16 protein-coding genes are annotated in these 17,355 nt (G+C 72.0%); 13 read left to right on the top strand and 3 right to left on the bottom strand.

Annotated elements, in window-relative coordinates; all coding sequences use genetic code 11:
* Nucleotides 1-34: 34 nt before the first annotated feature.
* The 3 genes from ACIBJC_RS02335 (at nucleotide 35) to ACIBJC_RS02325 (ending at nucleotide 2,339) form a co-directional block, all read left to right on the top strand.
* Nucleotides 35-238 (top strand): antitoxin, encoded by a 204-nt coding sequence (locus ACIBJC_RS02335; protein ID WP_399286557.1) that lies wholly within the window; start codon nucleotides 35-37, stop codon nucleotides 236-238.
* Nucleotides 239-439: 201 nt separating this feature from the next.
* Nucleotides 440-1,660, top strand: a complete 1,221-nt coding sequence (locus ACIBJC_RS02330) for an SGNH/GDSL hydrolase family protein (RefSeq protein WP_399286554.1) — start codon at nucleotides 440-442, stop codon at nucleotides 1,658-1,660.
* Between the two features lie 127 nt (nucleotides 1,661-1,787).
* A complete protein-coding gene (locus ACIBJC_RS02325; RefSeq protein WP_399286552.1) occupies nucleotides 1,788-2,339 on the top strand; it encodes a DoxX family protein in 552 nt (183 codons plus the stop codon).
* 81 nt (nucleotides 2,340-2,420) lie between these two features.
* Here the strand turns inward: ACIBJC_RS02325 and ACIBJC_RS02320 are convergent, their stop codons facing one another.
* Nucleotides 2,421-3,371: an MIP/aquaporin family protein gene (locus ACIBJC_RS02320; protein WP_399286550.1), complete on the bottom strand. Its 951-nt coding sequence runs from the start codon at nucleotides 3,369-3,371 to the stop codon at nucleotides 2,421-2,423.
* Nucleotides 3,372-3,843: 472 nt separating this feature from the next.
* Between ACIBJC_RS02320 and ACIBJC_RS02315 the strand changes: the two genes are divergently transcribed.
* Nucleotides 3,844-4,194: a GNAT family N-acetyltransferase gene (locus ACIBJC_RS02315; RefSeq protein ID WP_399286547.1), complete on the top strand. Its 351-nt coding sequence runs from the start codon at nucleotides 3,844-3,846 to the stop codon at nucleotides 4,192-4,194.
* A gap of 45 nt (nucleotides 4,195-4,239) precedes the next feature.
* The gene (locus ACIBJC_RS02310; RefSeq protein ID WP_399286544.1) at nucleotides 4,240-4,887 is read left to right on the top strand and encodes an arylsulfatase; all 648 of its coding nucleotides are present in this window, start codon (nucleotides 4,240-4,242) and stop codon (nucleotides 4,885-4,887) included.
* A gap of 411 nt (nucleotides 4,888-5,298) precedes the next feature.
* Here ACIBJC_RS02310 and gndA read toward each other — a convergent pair whose 3' ends face one another.
* Entirely contained in the window at nucleotides 5,299-6,741 is a 1,443-nt protein-coding gene (gene gndA / locus ACIBJC_RS02305; RefSeq protein ID WP_399286541.1) for an NADP-dependent phosphogluconate dehydrogenase, read from the bottom strand.
* Between the two features lie 481 nt (nucleotides 6,742-7,222).
* On the opposite strand from gndA, the gene ACIBJC_RS02300 reads away from it, so the two are divergent.
* The 7 genes from ACIBJC_RS02300 to ACIBJC_RS02270 all read left to right on the top strand — a co-directional run bounded on the left by ACIBJC_RS02300 (nucleotide 7,223) and on the right by ACIBJC_RS02270 (nucleotide 14,902).
* The gene (locus ACIBJC_RS02300) at nucleotides 7,223-7,984 is read left to right on the top strand and encodes a DeoR/GlpR family DNA-binding transcription regulator (RefSeq protein WP_329826446.1); all 762 of its coding nucleotides are present in this window, start codon (nucleotides 7,223-7,225) and stop codon (nucleotides 7,982-7,984) included.
* A 139-nt stretch (nucleotides 7,985-8,123) separates the two neighbouring features.
* A complete protein-coding gene (locus ACIBJC_RS02295; protein WP_399286538.1) occupies nucleotides 8,124-9,482 on the top strand; it encodes an ABC transporter substrate-binding protein in 1,359 nt (452 codons plus the stop codon).
* Nucleotides 9,479-10,459 carry a carbohydrate ABC transporter permease gene (locus ACIBJC_RS02290; RefSeq protein WP_399286535.1) on the top strand — a complete coding sequence of 327 codons (981 nt, stop codon included), beginning with the start codon at nucleotides 9,479-9,481 and terminating at the stop codon, nucleotides 10,457-10,459. The genes ACIBJC_RS02295 and ACIBJC_RS02290 overlap by 4 nt, the downstream gene beginning before the upstream one ends.
* Nucleotides 10,460-10,464: 5 nt before the next feature.
* A complete protein-coding gene (locus ACIBJC_RS02285; protein ID WP_399288066.1) occupies nucleotides 10,465-11,355 on the top strand; it encodes a carbohydrate ABC transporter permease in 891 nt (296 codons plus the stop codon).
* Nucleotides 11,355-12,344: a zinc-dependent alcohol dehydrogenase family protein gene (locus tag ACIBJC_RS02280; protein ID WP_399286533.1), complete on the top strand. Its 990-nt coding sequence runs from the start codon at nucleotides 11,355-11,357 to the stop codon at nucleotides 12,342-12,344. The genes ACIBJC_RS02285 and ACIBJC_RS02280 overlap by 1 nt, the downstream gene beginning before the upstream one ends.
* Nucleotides 12,341-13,276: a carbohydrate kinase gene (locus ACIBJC_RS02275; RefSeq protein ID WP_399286530.1), complete on the top strand. Its 936-nt coding sequence runs from the start codon at nucleotides 12,341-12,343 to the stop codon at nucleotides 13,274-13,276. The genes ACIBJC_RS02280 and ACIBJC_RS02275 overlap by 4 nt, the downstream gene beginning before the upstream one ends.
* Nucleotides 13,277-13,567: 291 nt before the next feature.
* Entirely contained in the window at nucleotides 13,568-14,902 is a 1,335-nt protein-coding gene (locus ACIBJC_RS02270; protein WP_399286528.1) for a transglycosylase family protein, read from the top strand.
* Here the strand turns inward: ACIBJC_RS02270 and ACIBJC_RS02265 are convergent.
* Nucleotides 14,783-15,811 carry a DMT family transporter gene (locus ACIBJC_RS02265; RefSeq protein WP_399286525.1) on the bottom strand — a complete coding sequence of 343 codons (1,029 nt, stop codon included), beginning with the start codon at nucleotides 15,809-15,811 and terminating at the stop codon, nucleotides 14,783-14,785. The two genes, ACIBJC_RS02270 and ACIBJC_RS02265, sit on opposite strands and share 120 nt — an antisense overlap.
* A 327-nt stretch (nucleotides 15,812-16,138) precedes the next feature.
* Here ACIBJC_RS02265 and glgA point away from each other — a divergent pair, with 327 nt between their 5' ends.
* Nucleotides 16,139-17,350, top strand: a complete 1,212-nt coding sequence (gene glgA, locus ACIBJC_RS02260) for a glycogen synthase (RefSeq protein WP_399288063.1) — start codon at nucleotides 16,139-16,141, stop codon at nucleotides 17,348-17,350.
* Nucleotides 17,351-17,355 lie beyond the last annotated feature (5 nt).

The raw sequence follows: 17,355 nt of genomic DNA, 5'->3' as shown, positions 1-17,355 counted from the left end.
TGGTCGGGGATACGTTCCGAGCGAGGAGCCGAACATGTCGATGCTCGACAAGCTGAAGAGCCTCATCAAGGGGCATGAGAGCACCGCCCGACAAGGGGTGGAGAAGGCCGGTGACGCGTTCGACCGGAAGACGGGGAACAAGTACCAGGGCCAGGTCGACACCGCCCAGAAGAAGATCAACGAAGAGCTCGGGACGCAGGAGCCGCCCCGGGGCGGTGACCGTCCGCCGCAGAGCTGACCCTCCCGGTCGATACGGCGTGTGCCGCGCGCGAGCGTGGCACACGCCGTACGCGTACGGCAGGACCGCCGTACGGCAGGACCGCCGGGGGCGTCGAACCGGAAGCGCCCCGTGCCCGTGTCATGAAGTGAGGTCACACCTGGAGGTGGCCTTGCTTCATGACATGGGCACGACTGTCGCTACGAGAGGCATCAACCCGCAATGAGAAGTGTGGAGTTACCTCGCCGCGCCCGGCGCGCGGCCGTCGTCATGGCCTTCGCCCTCGGTGCCGTCGCCACCGTTCCCCCGGCGGCCTCGGCCGCCCCCGCCGCGCGCACCACCCCCGTGGTCACCTGGGCCGCCAGCGCCGACCGGCTGGACACCGCCGTCCCCGAACGGACGCACCGCGTCCTCGTCCGCACCAGCGCGGGCGGCAGCGCCCTGCGGATCCGGCTCTCCAACGCCTTCGGCGAGCAGCCGGTGACCTTCGGCCGCGCCTACGCGGGCACCGTGGCCTCGGGCGCCTCCGTGGTGCCCGGCACCAACCGCCCGCTGACCTTCCGCGGCGCCGCGTCCGTCACCGTACCGGCGGGCGGCTCCGTCTACAGCGATCCGCTGCCGGGCACCGTACGGCCGCACGCGGACCTGGCCGTCAGCCTGTACGTACGGGACGCGTCCGGCACCGCCACCGGTCACCGGATGGGGCACCAGACCTCGTACATCGCGCCCACCGGCGACCACGCCGCCGAGGACGACGCCACGGCGTACACCCGGGGCACGAGCTTCCGCTACTACCTCGACGCCGTGGTGGCCGACGCGCCGCGCGGCACCGGGGCCGTCGTCACGCTGGGCGACTCGATCACCGACGGCGCCGGCTCCACCGCCGACACCAACCGCCGCTGGCCCGACTTCCTCGCGCACCGGCTCGGCGACGACCGGCGGACCACGGTCAAGGGCGTCGCCAACGAGGGGATCTCCGCCAACAAGCTCCTCTCCGACGGCGCGGGGGAGAGCGCGCTGAAGCGGCTGGACCGGGACGTCCTGTCCCAGCGCGGCCTGCGGACGGTGATCCTGCTCGAAGGCGTCAACGACATCAAGGCCACCCCGGCGCCCACGGCCGCCGAGCTGATCGACGGCTACCGGCGGATCATCGCGCGGACGCACGCCGCGGGGGCCTGCGCGGTCGGGGCGACCGTCATGCCGTACCAGGGCTGGGGCGAGTGGAACGCGAAGGGTGAGGCGGTACGCCAGGAGGTCAACGCCTTCGTCCGGAGCGGCGCGTTCGACGCCGTCGTCGACTTCGACGCGGCGACCGGGGACCCGGCCGCCCCGGCGCGCCTGCTGCCCGCGTACGACAGCGGGGACCATCTGCACCCGAACGACGCGGGCATGAAGGCCATGGCGGACACCGTCGACATCCGCGCCCTGCGCTGCGGAAGGTAGACCGCGGGCCGCGCGGCGCGGAGGACCCGTACGGCCCAGCAACGGGCCCCCCTCCGGCGCCGCGCGGCCGAGAGTGGAGACGTACGCCCGATCACGTCCGCGCCACCGAGACCCCCGGAGCCACGCCATGACCTGTTCCGTCCGACGCGACCTCGGCCTGCTCGCCCTGCGACTCGGCACCGGTGCGGTGCTCGCCGCGCACGGCACGCAGAAACTGTTCGGCTGGTTCGGCGGAGCCGGGCTCGACGGAACCGCCCAGGGGATGGAGGCCATGGGCTTCCGCCCCGGCCGGGAGAGCGCGATCGCCGCCGGGCTCGCCGAGACGGGCGGCGGCGTCCTGCTGGCGCTCGGCCTCGCCACCCCGGCGGCCGGCGCGGCGGCGGCGGGCGGCATGGCGGGCGCGGCGTCCGTACACGCGCCCAGCGGGTTCTTCGCCCAGTCGGGCGGCTTCGAGTACCCCGGCTTCCTCGGCTGGACGGCTGCCTCCATCGGGCTGATGGGCGCGGGCCGTTACTCCCTCGACCACGCCACCTGCCATGTGCTCGACCGGCACTGGATGGTCCCCGTGGCCTTCGCCGCCAGCGCGGCTGCGGCGGTCGTGGTGATCGGCAAGCGAGCCAGGGCCCTGGCGGCGGAGGCCGGGAACGGCGCGGCGGACGACGGCTCCGCGCCGCACTGACCCGCCGGTGCACGGACGAGGGGTGGGCCACCTTCCGTGGTGGCCCACCCCTCGTCCGTGCGGTTCGTCCGTGCGGTGGCGCTACGCCTCCGTCGGGGGTTCGTTGACGGGCGGCCTGCCGGCGGAAGGGCCCGACGGCACGGGGGCGTCCTTGGCCGGGACGCGGCCCTCCTCGGTCGGTCCGCCGCGCGCCCTGATGATCGGGGCGATCAGCCGCTCGTAGAGCTGGGATCCGATGACGCCGCCGATGAGCGGGCCGACGATGGGGATCCACCAGTAGTGGCTGAACCACTGGTAGCTGCCCGGCAGCGCGATGGAGCCCCAGCCCTCGAAGAAGGTGAAGAGCCGGGGACCGAAGTCCCTGGCCGGGTTGATCGCGTAACCGGCGTTCGTGCCGAAGGTCAGGCCGATCGCGAAGACGACCAGACCGGTGAGGAACGGGCCGAGGTTGGACCCCGGTGCCAGATTCTTCGTGTCGATGAGCGCGCAGATCAGCAGGAGCAGGACCGCGGTCCCCACGATCTGGTCCAGCAGTGGTCCCCACCAGGAATTGCCGAAATACTCCGCGGGGAACGTGGCGAAGATCGAGTAGGTGGAAAGGGACTGTTCCCGCCCGATTCCCGCTTTGGCGTTGGACGCGTCGATCGCCCACCGATAGGTGGCATAGACGAGCGCGGCGCCGACAAAAGCGCCCACCAATTGGGCGCCCCAGTAGGGGAGGACCTTCCGCCACGGAAAGGTCCGCCGGACCGCGAATGCGAGGGTCACCGCGGGGTTGATGTGCGCGCCGCTGATACCGCCGGCGACATAGACGCCGAACACCACGGCGAGGCCCCATCCCCACGAGATGATGAGCCAGTTGGCGGGCCCGAAAGCCGCGACCTGACGGCCCGAACCCGGCAGGCCGACGACGGCGACGGCCACGGATCCGCAGCCCAGCAGGAGCAGGACGAGAGTGCCCAGGAACTCGGCGACGAGTTCGCCGCCGAGGCCTTCCGGATAACCTCTTCGGCGTGGACTGCGTACGGCCATGTGCTCTCCTTTTCCCGGGCGGTTCCGCACCGCGCATCACACCTGCCTGACATTAGGTGCCGAGCCGGGCCACCGCGTCCGGACGGCCGGTCGGAAAAGCCGTCCGTTCCGTCCGACGGCGTACGGCAGACCGGTGATTCCACGCGCCGCGCGGGGGCCGGGAATTACGGAAAGGGAATCAGAACGGCCGCCGGAGGGCAGGGAACGCACGGACACCGGCGCGCACTCCACCCGTGTCCGGGGAACGCGGCGGAGCTTCGCGGGAAACGCGTGGGTTTTCCTCGCGGGCCCGTCGGCCGTCCGGGCGATCGCGCCGCGCACCCGGCCCGAGCGGCGCCCGTACCGTACGGGATCCGGACCCACCGGGACCGGTCCGCAACTCGATCCGGCCCGGGGCAGAACCGGTCCGGGGCAGAACCGGTCCGGACCAGAACCGGCCCGGATCCGACCGACCAGCAGGGAGACAGGCCCCATGGCAGACCTGAACATCCGTGACAACCGGCCCAAGGGCCGCTTCGAGGCGTACGAGGACGGTCACGCCGTCGGCACCATCGCGTACGTCGCCCTGGAGGCCACCCCGGAGACCCCCGCCGTGCCCGCCGCGCTGGTCGCGGTGCACACCGCGGTGGACGAGGGGTACGAGGGCAAGGGCATCGCGGGCACCCTCGTGCGGGAGTTCTACGCGATGGCGGCGCGCGAGGGCGCCTTCGTCGTCCCGCTCTGCCCGTACGCGGCCCGCTGGGCGCAGCGCCATCCCGAATCGGCGCCGGAGGCCCCGCCGGAGGTGGTCGAGGCCGCGAAGGCGCAGGTGAGGAACGCGTGAAACGGCGGATGAGGGGAGGCGCGGCCCCGGGCATAGCATCGGGCCATGCTCGTTCTGCTGCACACCTCCCCGGTCCATGTCCCGGTCTTCGACGCCCTGCGGGACGCCGGCCACCCCGGTGTGACATTGCGCCATCTCGTCGCCGAGGAACTGCTCGCCCGCGCCAGGGCCGAGGGGCCCGAGGCCGTCGCGGCGGAGATCCGGGCCGTGCTCGCCCCGGCCGTGGCCGCGGGCGCGAGCGCCGTGCTGTGCACCTGCTCGACGATCGGGGAGGTGGCGGAGAAGGCCGGGCCCGCGCTCGGCGTGCCCGTGCTGCGGGTCGACCGGCCGATGGCCGAGGCAGCGGCGGCGGCGGGCCGGGTCGTGGTGGTCGCGGCGCTGGAGTCCACCCTGGGGCCGACGGCCGCGCTGATCCGCGAGGCGGCTGGGGCCCGGCCCCTGGAACTGCGTACGGTGCTGGCCGACGGTGCCTGGGAGCGCTTCGAGGCCGGGGACCGGGACGGCTATCTGGACGCGGTCGCCGCGGCCGTCGACGCGTCCACGGAGCCCGGCGCGGACGAGGTGGTCGTCCTCGCCCAGGTGTCGATGGCGGACGCGGCCGGGCGGGTCCGAGGCGATGTGCCCGTGCTCGCGGGCCCCGGGAGCGGGTTGGCCGCGGCGGTGGCCGTGGCCGCAGCGGCGGCCGGCCGCTGATCGCGGCCGTACGACCCGGTACGCCGCGCGATCCGTGCAGCGGGATCACGGGATCATGCGTGGACCCGGCGCGCGTGGGCACGCGCACCGGGAGACATTGGGAAGGCACGACTCCCGCACTTCAGGAGGACAGGCATGACCAGCCCGTATCCCGACCCGGTTCCGCCGTCGCCCACCCCGCCGCCCGGCCCGCCAGGACCGGGGCCGGCGCCGGATCCCGTACCCCCGGGCCCCGCGCCGTCCCCCGTGCCCACGCCGCCGAGTCCGGCGCCCGTCCCGGGCCCCGACCCGGTCCCGGGCCCGCCGGACCCCGGCCCCCTGCCGCAGCCGGAGCCACAGCCGGCGCCGGGGCCCCTCGGCTGAGACCGGCCCCGGCCGGACCTCTGCCGGTCCGGCCGAGGCGTCGCCGGATCAGTCCGTCTTGACCTCGGAACGGTCGCCGCCCCACAGCGTGTGGAACGAGCCCTCACGGTCCGTACGCCGGTAGGTGTGCGCGCCGAAGAAGTCGCGCTGGCCCTGGGTCAGCGCGGCGGGCAGCCGCTCGGCGCGCAGCGCGTCGTAGTACGCGAGCGCCGCGGCGAAGCCCGGCGTCGGGACGCCCTGGTGCACGGCGGAGGCGACCACCGCGCGCCAGTCCTCCTGAGCCGCGCCGATCTCCTCGGCGAACTGCTTGTCGGAGAGCAGGCTCGGCAGGTCGCGCTGCGTGTCGTACGCCTCGCGGATCCGGTCGAGGAAAGCGGCGCGGATGATGCAGCCCGCCCGCCAGATCGCCGCGATCGAACCGAGGTCGAGGTCCCAGCCGTACTCCGCGCTGCCCGCCTGGAGCTGGTGGAAGCCCTGCGTGTACGACACGATCTTCGACGCGTACAGCGCCTGCTCGACCTGGTCCGCGAAGCGGGCCGCGTCGGCCTCGCCCAGCGGCGCCGCCGACGGGCCCGGCAGCGTACGCGAGGCCTCCCGCAGCCCGGCGTGGCCGGAGACCGAACGGGCGAAGACCGCCTCGGCGATGCCGGAGACCGGGACGCCCAGGTCGAGGGCGATCTGCACGGTCCAGCGGCCGGTGCCCTTCTGCTCGGCCTGGTCGGTCACGACGTCCACGAACGCCTTGCCGGTCGCCTCATCCGTATGGGCCAGCACCTCGGCCGTGATCTCGATCAGGTACGAGTCGAGGCGGCCGGTGTTCCACGCCTTGAACGTCTCCGCGATCTTCGCGGGGGAGTAGCCGGCGACGGACCGCAGCAGGTGGTACGCCTCGGCGATGAGCTGCATGTCGGCGTACTCGATGCCGTTGTGCACCATCTTGACGAAGTGGCCGGCGCCGTCCGGGCCGATGTGCGTGGAGCACGGCGTGCCGTCCTTCGCCTTGCCGGCGATCTTCTCCAGCAGTGGGCCGAGCGAGGCGTACGACTCGGTGGAGCCGCCCGGCATGATGCTCGGTCCGTGCAGCGCGCCCTCCTCGCCGCCGGAGATGCCGACGCCGACGAAGTGGATGCCGCGCTCGCGCAGGTCCTTCTCGCGCCGCCGGGTGTCCGCGAAGTGGGCGTTGCCGCCGTCGATGATGACGTCGCCCTCCTCCAGCAGCGGGGCGAACTCCTCGATCACGGCGTCGGTCGGGTCGCCGGCCTTCACCATGATGACCAGCCGGCGGGGCCGCTCCAGCGCCGCCACGAACTCCTCGGCCGACTCCGCGGCGACGAACGTGCCCTCGTCACCGAACTCGTCCACCAGTGCACGGGTCTTCGACGCGGTGCGGTTGTGCAGAGCGACGGTGAATCCGTTGCGGGCGAAGTTCCGGGCGAGATTGCGGCCCATCACCGCGAGCCCCGTGACACCGATCTGGGCTGTACCACTCATGCGTGTGCTCCTGGATATCCGTCGAATTGTGCCGTGCACCGCCAGTAAAGACCCCCACACCCGGGCACGCCAAGAAATACCCGCGGTCACGGGGCCGGCCTGACCGGGCCGCCGGGGAGGGATACGTACCTCCGAACACGGCTGTTCACCGCGTCCGGGGCCGCCCGCGCCCGGCGCGGGACACGCCCCGCCCGCGCCAGCACCTGCCCGCGCCCGCCCGGAAACGGGCTCCGTTTGCCGTCATGGCCCGGACCGCACCGGGCACCGATCGGGCGCCGAAGTGACCCCATTCGGGCAGTGATCCGTGTAACACCGGCCCCGACAGTGGGTGTGAACAGGGCATACGTCCTTGGTCAAACGGGCAGACTCGGACTCACTCAATGCTGCGAAGAGCCTGGTCGCAGCGGGTTCCCTGCTTGTACAAACGACGCATGAGCCCGAACGGGTGCTGAGCCGCAGCAAAGCAGGGAAGTGTGTGGTCGTGGACACCGACGAGCGTCGACGAGAAATCCTGGAGATCGCCCGAAGCGACGGGTCGGTGGAAGTCACCGCGTTGGCCGGGAGGCTTCAGGTCGCCAAGGAGACCGTACGGCGGGACCTGCACGCCCTGGAGGGGCACGGGCTGGTACGGCGCACCCACGGCGGTGCCTATCCGGTGGAGAGCGCCGGGTTCGAGACGACCCTGGCGGAACGCACCACCCGGCTCGTCCCCCAGAAGTCCCGGATCGCGGCCGCCGCCGCCGATCTCCTCGGCGACGCCGAGACGGTCTTCGTCGACGAGGGGTTCACCCCGCAGCTCGTCGCCGAGGCACTGCCCCGCGACCGGCCGCTGACCGTGGTCACCGCGTCGCTCGCCGTGGCCACCGCCCTCGCCGACGCCGAGAAGATCGCCGTACTGCTGCTCGGCGGCCGGGTGCGCGGCTCCACGATGGCCACCGTCGACCACTGGACCACCCGGATGCTCTCCGAATTCGTCATCGACCTCGCGTACGTCGGAGCGAACGGCATCTCACGCGAGTACGGGCTCACCACCCCCGACCCGGCCGTCAGCGAGGTGAAGGCGCAGGCGATGCGCAGCGCCCGCCGCCGGGTCTTCGCCGGGATCCACACCAAGTTCGGCGCGGTGAGCTTCTGCCGCTTCGCCGAGGTCGGCGACTTCGAGTCCATCGTCACGGACTCCGGGCTGCCCTCGGCGGAGGCCCAGCGGTACTCGCTGCTCGGGCCGCAGGTCATACGCGTCTGACGGCGCGGCCCCGCGACCGACCGCGCACCGCACCACCCCTGACATCCCGTCACCCCCCTGCGGCGCACCGGCCACCCCGGCGCACCGTCCTCTCTCTGACCATCCCCCAATTCCCACCCGAACAATCAGGAGATCTCACATGCACTTCCAACAACGACGTCGTGGAGTCCGCATGCGTATGGGCGCGAGCGTGGCCTTGACGGCGCTTCTCGCGGGGTGCAGTGGCGCGGGTGGGGGTTCCTCCGCCGGCGGCGACACGCTCAACGTCCTCATGGTGAACAACCCGCAGATGGTCGACCTGCAGAAGCTGACCGCGGACAACTTCACCAAGGAGACCGGCATCGAGGTGAAATTCACCGTCCTGCCGGAGAACGACGTCCGGGACAAGATCACCCAGGACTTCTCGAACCAGGCCGGCCAGTACGACGTCGCCACCATCAGCAACTTCGAGGTGCCGTTCTTCGCGAAGAACGGCTGGCTGCACGCGCTCGACGAGTACACCGAGAAGGACACGAAGTTCGACCAGGGCGACATACTCAAGCCCCTCTCCGACTCCCTCACCGCCGAGGACGGCAAGCTCTACGGCCAGCCCTTCTACGGCGAGTCGTCCTTCCTGATGTACCGCAAGGACGTCTTCGAGGCGAAGAAGCTGACCATGCCCGACAAGCCCACCTGGCAGCAGGTCGCGGACCTCGCCGCCAAGGCGGACGGTGCGGAGAAGGGTATGAAGGGCATCTGTCTGCGCGGGCTGCCCGGCTGGGGCGAGGTCATCGCGCCGCTGACGACCGTGGTCAACACCATGGGCGGCACCTGGTTCACCAAGGACTGGGAGGCGCAGCTCGACTCGCCCGAGTTCACCAAGGCCACCCAGTTCTACGTCGACCTGGTGCGCGAGCACGGTGAGGCCGGCGCCCCGCAGGCCGGTTACGCCGAGTGCCTCAACAACATGACGCAGGGCAAGTCGGCCATGTGGTACGACGCCACCGCCGGCGCCGGTTCGCTGGAGGCCAAGGGCTCCCCGGTCAAGGGCAAGATCGGCTACGTGCCGGCCCCGGTCGACAAGACGGACAACTCCGGCTGGCTCTACACCTGGGCCTGGGGCATGCAGAAGGCGTCCAGCAAGACCGAGAACGCCTGGAAGTTCATCTCCTGGGCGTCCAGCAAGGAGTACGAGACCCTCGCCGGCGAGAAGGTCGGCTGGTCGAACGTCCCGGCCGGCAAGCGTGCCTCGACGTACGAGAACCCGGAGTACCTGAAGGAAGCCGCCGCGTTCGCCGAGGTGACCAAGAACGCCATCGCCAACGCCAACCCGACCGACCCGGGCACCCAGCCCCGTCCCACCGTCGGCATCCAGTTCGTCGACATCCCCGAGTTCACCGACCTCGGCACCAAGGTCTCGCAGGAGATCAGTGCCGCCATCGCCGGCAAGAAGACCGTGGCCGAAGCGCTGAAGAACTCGCAGGCGCTGGCCGAAAAGGTGGGCAAGGACCAGAAGTGAGTACCTCCGTCGGCACACCCCCACGTTCCCCGGCCGGAGCGCCGCGCCCCTCCGCGTCGCACCATTCCGGCCGGGGCGGCTCCAAGGCCCGCGCATGGGCCACCCGGGCCCCCCTGCTGCCCGCCCTGATCTTCCTCGTCGCGGTCACCCAACTGCCCTTCGTGGCAACCCTGGTGATCTCGCTCTTCGACTGGAACTCGCTCGCCCCCGACGACCGCAGCTTCGCCGGGATCAGCAACTACGGCTCGGTGTTCACGGACGCGGCCCTGCGCGAATCGGTGTTCACCACCGTGCTGCTCACCGCGACCGTCGTGATCGTCAGCGTGGTGCTCGGACTGCTGCTCGCGCTGCTGCTCGACCGCAAGTTCATCGGCCGCGGCTTCGTCCGTACGCTGCTGATCACACCGTTCCTGCTGGTCCCGGTCTCGGCCGCGCTCATGTGGAAGCACGTCCTCTACAACCCGGAGTACGGGCTCCTCAACGGCGGCTGGGCCTGGTTCACCGGGCTCTTCGGCGTGGAGAACCCCACCCAGCCCGACTGGATCTCCGACATGCCGCTGCTCGCGGTCGAGGCCGCGCTGATCTGGCAGTGGACGCCGTTCATGATGCTCATCCTGCTCGCCGGACTCCAGAGCAGGCCCGTCGAGATCATGGAGGCGGCCAAGCTGGACGGCGCGACCGGATGGCAGATGTTCGGCTATCTGACCCTGCCCCACCTGCGCCGCTATCTCGAACTGGGCATCCTGCTCGGCTCGATCTACATCGTGCAGAACTTCGACGCCGTGTTCACCCTCACCTCCGGGGGACTCGGCACCGCGAACCTGCCGTACACCATCTACCAGACCTTCTACCAGGCTCACGAGTACGGACTGGCCTCCGCCGCCGGAGTCGTCGTCGTGATCGGTACGATCGTGATCGCGACCTTCGCCCTGCGCGTCGTCTCGTCCCTCTTCAGTGAGGAGGCGAACCGCGCATGAGCGCTCTGTCCGTGTCCACCACCGGTGTGGCCGCCCGGCCACATGTCGACAAGTACGCCCCCGCCGCCCGGCGGGCCAGGCGGCGCTCCGCCGGACTGGGCCTGCTGGCCTGGATCGTCGGCATCGTCTTCTGCCTGCCGGCCCTCTGGATGCTGCTGACCTCCTTCCACTCGGAGGCCGACGCGGCGACCAACCCGCCCTCGCTCACCGCCGGACTCACCCTCGACAGCTACCGGGTGTTCTTCGGCGAGGGCGGCGGCGCGAGCCCCTGGCCGCCGCTGATCAACTCCGTGACCGCGTCGCTCTTCTCCACGCTCTTCGTGCTCCTGCTGGCCCTCCCGGCGGCGTACGCGCTCTCCATCAAGCGGGTGGAGAAGTGGACGGACGTCATGTTCTTCTTCCTCTCCACGAAGATGCTGCCGGTGGTCGCCGGGCTGCTGCCCGTCTACCTCTTCGCGAAGAACGTCGGCATGCTGGACAACATCTGGCTGCTGGTCATCCTCTACACCTCGATGAACCTGCCGATCGCCGTGTGGATGATGCAGTCCTTCCTCGCGGACGTGCCGGTCTCCATCATCGAGGCCGCGCAGGTCGACGGGGCCAGGCTGCCGACCGTCCTGCTGCGGGTGGTGGCGCCGGTCGCCGCGCCCGGGATCGCGGCGACCTCGCTGATCTGCTTCATCTTCAGCTGGAACGAGCTGCTCTTCGCCCGGGTCCTCACCGGGGTCACGGCGCAGACCGCTCCCGTGTTCCTGACGAGCTTCGTCACCAGCCAGGGGCTCTTCCTGGCCCAACTGTGCGCGGCCTCCGTCGTTGTGTCCCTTCCTGTGCTCGCCGCAGGATTCGCCGCCCAGGACAAGCTGGTCCAGGGCCTTTCTCTTGGAGCTGTGAAGTAATGAGGGCTGCGATCGTCGAAGCCGTCGGCAAGGTCTCCGTCACGACGGTTCCCGACCCCACCCCTGGCCCTCGGGACGTGGTCGTCTCCGTCGCCGCGTGCGGACTGTGCGGCACCGATCTGCACATCCTGCAAGGCGAGTTCGCGCCCACCCTGCCGATCATTCCGGGGCACGAGTTCGCCGGTGAGATCGTCGGGATCGGCGCCGACGTCACCGAACTGGCGATCGGCGACAAGGTCGCCGTCGACCCGTCCCTGTACTGCCACGAATGCCGCTACTGCCGTACCGGACGGGGCAACCTGTGCGACCGGTGGAACGCCATCGGGGTCAGCAAGCCGGGCGGTGCGGCGGAGTTCGCCGTCGCGCCCGTCGCCAACTGCGTCAAGCTGCCCGACCACATCGACGTCAAGGACGCGGCGCTGATCGAGCCGCTCTCCTGCGCCGTACGCGGATACGACGTGCTCAGGTCGACCCTCGGCGCCGAGGTGCTGATCTACGGCTCCGGCACCATGGGCCTGATGATGCTGGAGCTGGCCAAGCGGACCGGCGCCGCCTCCGTGGACGTCCTCGACATCAACCCGGAGCGGCTGGCGACCGCCGGGAAGCTCGGCTGCTCGCGCTCCGGTTCCTCCGCGGACGAGTTCGACCGGCCCACCGGCTGGGACGTCGTCATCGACGCCACCGGCAACGCGGGCGCCATCCAGGACGGTCTGGGCCGGGTCGCCAAGGGCGGTACGTTCCTCCAGTTCGGGGTCGCCGACTACGCGACGACCGCCGTCATCGAGCCGTACCGGATCTACAACCAGGAGATCACGATCACCGGCTCCATGGCCGTGCTGCACAGCTACGAGCGGGCCGCCGCGCTCTTCGCCTCCGGGGTGCTCGACCCGGCGGTCTTCATCAGCGACCGGCTGTCCCTGGAGGAGTACCCGCAGGCCATCGAGAAGTTCAAGGCGGGCCAGGGACGCAAGATCGTGGTCCAGCCGTGACCGAGGCCGTCCCCGCCCCCGGCGCCGTGCTCGTGATGGGCGAGGCGCTCATCGACCTCGTCCCCGTGCCGGACGACCCGGAGACGTACCGGGCCCAGCCCGGCGGCGCGCCCGCCAACGTCGCGGCCGGGCTGGCCCGGCTCGGTACGCCGAGCTGGTTCGCCGGGGCGCTCGGCGGCGACGGCTTCGCCCGCATGATCGAGCGGCGGCTGGCCGACGCCGGTACGGAACTCGGCCTCTGCGCGCGCTCGGAGCTGCCCACGACGCTCGCGGTCGCCGACCCGGGCCCGGACGGCACCGGCTACCACTTCCACGTCAGTCGGACGGCGACCTTCCAACTGCCCGACCTCTCGGCCCGGGTGGAACGGTTCGCCGCCGTGTACGTGGGCGGGGTCGCCGCCGTCGTCGAGCCGGCGGCCGGGGCCGTCGAGGCCACCGCCCGCGCGGGCGCCGCGCGTTCGCTGCTGGTGGTGGACCCCAATGTGCGCGAGGACCGGACGATCGACCCGGAGCCCGCCCTGCGGCGGCTGCGCGAGCTCTGCTCGCTGGCCCATGTCGTCAAGGCGAGCGACGAGGACCTTGTCCGGCTCTGGCCGGGCACGGACCCCGACGAGAGCGGCCGGCGGCTGGCCGCGGAGGGGCGCCTCGTGGTGCTCACCCGGGGCGCCAAGGGCGCCACGGCGTTCGCGGGGAGCGCGGAGCCGGTCTCCGTGCCCGCGGTGCCCGTCGAGGTGGTCAACACGATCGGCGCCGGTGACGCCTTCATGGCGGGCGTCGTCAACTGGCTGACCACGCACGGCGTGGACGGGGCCGGCGGCGTCGCCGGGCTGCCCCGCGAGCGGGTGACGGAGATGCTCGACTTCGCGTCCCGGGTGGCCGCCTCGGTCTGCGCCCAGACCGGCACGGAGCCGACGAGACCGCCGGGCACCTGACCATCCCCGTACGGCGGACGCCGTACCCGGACCACGCCGTGGGCCGCCGCCCCGCCTCCCCGCGGGACGGCGGCCCACGGCGTGTGCGGACGCCCCCGTACCCGACCGCTGAGATACCGGTGGCGAATTTCGCGACTCCGGGGACGCCACGGGTTCCGGGATGGCACGCTGTGTGCCGATACGCGGCCGTCCGGTGACCCGGACGCGGCCAGTGAGGCCTTGTCACGGTCCTTGCGGAGCCTTTACGTTGGCCGCCGCGACGTGTCCTACAGCCAGTGGGGGAGCCACATCATGGCCGCAACCGGTCGGCATCGCCGATACCAGCCGAGCCGTATCAACCGTGCGTCGCTCACCGTCACGGCGGGCGGGGCGGGCATGGCGCTGCCGCTCCTCGCCGCGGCGACCGCGCACGCGGCGCCGGTGGACGTGTGGGAGAAGGTCGCGGCCTGCGAGTCGACCAACAACTGGCAGATCAACACCGGCAACAGCCATTACGGCGGGCTCCAGTTCACCCAGTCCACCTGGGAGGCGTACGGCGGCGCCCGCTACGCGCCGCGCGCCGACCTCGCCACCAAGGACCAGCAGATCGCCGTCGCGGAGAAGGTGCTCAAGGGGCAGGGCCCCGGCGCCTGGCCCGCCTGCTCGGTCCGCGCCGGGCTGACCCGGGGCGGCGACGCGCCCGAGATCACCCCGGCGAAGGCCCGCGACACCGGGACCGCGGTCCAGGCCGACGCACGGACGAAGAGCGCCCCCGCGAAGGCCGAACCGAAGAAGGCCGACACGAGGAAGGCCGCCTCGCCCACCTCCGTACCGACACAGCGCGAGGGGTACACCGTCGCCCGGGGCGAGACCCTCTCGGGGATCGCCGCCGAGGAGTCCGTCAAGGGCGGCTGGCAGCGGCTGTACGAGGAGAACCGCCGCGTCATCGGCAGCGACCCCGATCTCATCTTCCCGGGGCAGAAGCTCGTGCTCCAGGCGCCCGCGAAGGGCACCGCCACCGGGCCCAAGGAGACGGCCACGCCCGTCCCCGCCGAGAAGCAGAAGCGGACCGAGGCGCCGAAGCGGACCGCCAAGGCCCAGGAGACGGCGAAGCCGAAGCAGCAGGAGAAGCCGCAGCAGCAGGAGAAGCCGAAGCAGCAGCAGGAACGGAAGCAGGAACAGAAGCCCAAGCAGGAGGAGAAGCGGCAGGTCAAGGCGGAAGCCCCGGCCGCGAAACCGAAGACGGCCGGCATGTCCGCCCCGGTCTCCGCCTCCACCGGCACCCAGTACCGCCAGTCCGGCTCGTGGGCCAGCGGCTACCACACGGGCGTCGACTTCCCCGTCCCCACCGGCACCTCGGTGAAGGCCGTCGCCGCCGGCCGCGTGGTCTCGGCGGGCTGGGCCGGGGCGTACGGCTACGAGGTCGTCATCCGGCACGCGGACGGCAAGTACAGCCAGTACGCGCACCTCTCCGCGCTCACCGTGCGCGAGGGCCAGAACGTCGGCGGCGGCCAGCGGATCGCCCGGTCAGGATCCACCGGCAACAGCACGGGACCGCATCTCCACTTCGAGATGCGTACGGGGCCCGGCTACGGCTCCGACATCGACCCGCTCGCCTACCTGCGCGCGGGCGGCGTCCGCCTCTGAGCCCCGCTCCGGCGGGCGTGGCGCCCGTGGCGTCCGGGCAGCCGGGACCGATGACCCCGCGCTGCCCCGCCGCGCCGCCCGGGACGCGGCCAGCCGCTCCCTGGTGAGCAGGATCAGCCCGCCCGCCGCGACCGCACCCGAGGTCAGTGCCAGCGCCGTACCCAGCGCCCCGTACCGGAACTCCTCACCGAACAGCGTCAGTCCCACGGCCGCCGCCACCACCGGGTTCACGACCGTGACCGTGGCCAGCGGGCCCGCCAGCCCCGCGCCCCGGTACGACGCCTGCGAGAGCAGCAGCCCGCCCGCCGCGAGGACCGCGATCACCGCCAGGCTCGGCACCTGCACGGTCGGACGGTCCGAGGTCCAGTCCACCGCGACGGTCTTGGTGAAGACCGAGGCGATGCCGAACGCGACCCCGGCCGAGGCCGCCAGCAGCATGCTCCGTACGGCGGGCCGCCCCACGAGCTGCGCGACCAGGAAGAGCACCCCCACCGCGCCGAACGTGCCGGCGGCCAGGACCAGCCGCTCCCCGCCGTCCAGCGAGTGCGTGTCCGTACCCTCGGTGAGGGCGAGCAGCCCCGCCAGCCCCACGGACGCCATGAGCGCGCCCCGCCACGCGGTGCGTCCGGCCCTGCGCCCCACGAAGAGCGCCGCCATGGGCAGCGCGAAGACGATGGTGAGCGCGCCGAGCGGCTGGACGACGCTGAGCGGCCCGTAGGCCAGCGCGACGACGTGCAGCGCCGCCCCGAGCCCGTTGAGGGCCACGGCGGCCCACCACACCCCGTGGTGCAGCGGCGCGTACGGGCGGGCGGGGGTGTCCGCGGCGACATGCTCCTGGAGGATCGCCCCGGACGCGTAGGCGACCGCGGAGACCAGCGACAGGAGAACGGACAGGGCGAGTGCACTCATGCCTTCCACGATCTCTCGCCCGGACGGTTCGCGCGTCGTCCTGGAGAGGTCAATCCGGCGTAATGCCGCAGGAGGACGGAGCAGGGCCGATCTCCACCCGTGGGCGGTATTCCAGGTCAGCGCCGTCCCCATGGTCCCGGGACGGGCGGCACCCGGACGGGACGAACCGGGCACGTTCCCACTCCGCGCCGACCAGCGGTCGCGGAGCGTGACCGCCCGGGTGGGCCGGGTCGCCGACCGGGCGCCGCGGCGGTCTTCCGCGCGGACGGATTCCGGGTGACCATGACAGGGCCGCGTGCGATCGCCGGGCGAGGACGGGGGTGGGGCGTGCGGATCGGTCTGCTCACCCGCGAGTATCCGCCGGAGGTCTACGGCGGCGCGGGCGTCCATGTGGAGTTCCTGGCCGGGGAACTGCGTTCGCTGGCCGACCTCGAAGTGCACTGCTGGACGGAGACCACGGAGACCGCGGAGACCACTGCCGCGGCCGGCCCCGCCGCGGGCACGGGCGCCGGGGGAGTGGTACGCCACCGGGCCGCGCCGGGGCTCGCGGACGCCAACGACGCCCTGCGCGCCTTCTCGGTCGACCTGTCGATGGCCGCCGCGCTCGGCGGACGCGACCTGGTCCACTCGCACACCTGGTACGCCCACCTCGCCGGACATCTCGCCAAACTGCTCCACGGCATCCCGCACGTGGTGACGGCGCACTCCCTGGAACCCCTGCGCCCCTGGAAGGCCGAGCAACTCGGCGGCGGCTACGCGCTGTCGCGCTGGGCCGAGCGCACCGCCTTCGAGGCGGCGGACGCCGTGATCGCCGTGTCCCGGGGGATGCGCGCCGACATCCTCGCGTGCTACCCCGCCCTCGACCCCGAGCGGGTGCGCGTCGTCCACAACGGCATCGACACCCGGCTCTACCGCCCCGACCCCGGCACCGGCGTACTGGAGCGGATCGGTCTCGACCCGGACCGGCCCTACGTGCTCTTCGTCGGCCGGATCACCCGCCAGAAGGGCGTCCCGCACCTGCTGCGCGCGGCCCGCGCCCTCGACCCGCAGGCTCAGCTCGTCCTCTGCGCCGGCGCGCCGGACACCCCGGAGATCGGCGCCGAATTCCGGGAACTGGTCGAGGAGTTGGACCGTACCCGCGACGGGGTGCACTGGATCCCCGACATGCTGCCGCGCCCCGAGGTGATCCAACTCCTCTCCCACGCCGCGGTGTTCGTCTGCCCCTCGGTGTACGAGCCGCTCGGCATCGTCAATCTGGAGGCCATGGCGTGCGGGACCGCCGTGGTCGCCTCGGCGGTCGGCGGGATCCCCGAGGTCGTCGACGACGGCGGTACGGGGCTCCTCGTGCCGTACGACGAACGCCACCCGGAGGACTTCGAGTCGGGGCTCACCGAAGCCGTCAACCGGGTGCTCGACGACCCCGAGTCGGCGCGGAGGATGGGCGCCGCGGGCCGCGAACGTGCCGTACGGGAGTTCGGCTGGGACCAGGTGGCCCGCCGTACGTACGAGGTGTACCAGGAGCTTCTCAGGACCCAGTAGAGGGA

It is taken from the genome of Streptomyces sp. NPDC050509 (genome assembly GCF_044457965.1).
Taxonomy (GTDB): Bacteria; Actinomycetota; Actinomycetes; order Streptomycetales; family Streptomycetaceae; genus Streptomyces.
This window is presented reverse-complemented; position numbering and strand designations above follow the sequence as displayed.

Bases quoted from the DNA above. Each gene is read 5' to 3' on its own strand.
- ACIBJC_RS02335 (WP_399286557.1), top strand. From the start codon at position 35: ATGTCGATGCTCGACAAGCTGAAGAGCCTCATCAAGGGGCATGAGAGC.
- ACIBJC_RS02330 (WP_399286554.1), top strand. From the start codon at position 440: ATGAGAAGTGTGGAGTTACCTCGCCGCGCCCGGCGCGCGGCCGTCGTC.
- ACIBJC_RS02325 (WP_399286552.1), top strand. From the start codon at position 1,788: ATGACCTGTTCCGTCCGACGCGACCTCGGCCTGCTCGCCCTGCGACTC.
- ACIBJC_RS02320 (WP_399286550.1), bottom strand. From the start codon at position 3,371: ATGGCCGTACGCAGTCCACGCCGAAGAGGTTATCCGGAAGGCCTCGGC.
- ACIBJC_RS02315 (WP_399286547.1), top strand. From the start codon at position 3,844: ATGGCAGACCTGAACATCCGTGACAACCGGCCCAAGGGCCGCTTCGAG.
- ACIBJC_RS02310 (WP_399286544.1), top strand. From the start codon at position 4,240: ATGCTCGTTCTGCTGCACACCTCCCCGGTCCATGTCCCGGTCTTCGAC.
- gndA (WP_399286541.1), bottom strand. From the start codon at position 6,741: ATGAGTGGTACAGCCCAGATCGGTGTCACGGGGCTCGCGGTGATGGGC.
- ACIBJC_RS02295 (WP_399286538.1), top strand. From the start codon at position 8,124: ATGCACTTCCAACAACGACGTCGTGGAGTCCGCATGCGTATGGGCGCG.
- ACIBJC_RS02280 (WP_399286533.1), top strand. From the start codon at position 11,355: ATGAGGGCTGCGATCGTCGAAGCCGTCGGCAAGGTCTCCGTCACGACG.
- ACIBJC_RS02270 (WP_399286528.1), top strand. From the start codon at position 13,568: ATGGCCGCAACCGGTCGGCATCGCCGATACCAGCCGAGCCGTATCAAC.
- ACIBJC_RS02265 (WP_399286525.1), bottom strand. From the start codon at position 15,811: ATGAGTGCACTCGCCCTGTCCGTTCTCCTGTCGCTGGTCTCCGCGGTC.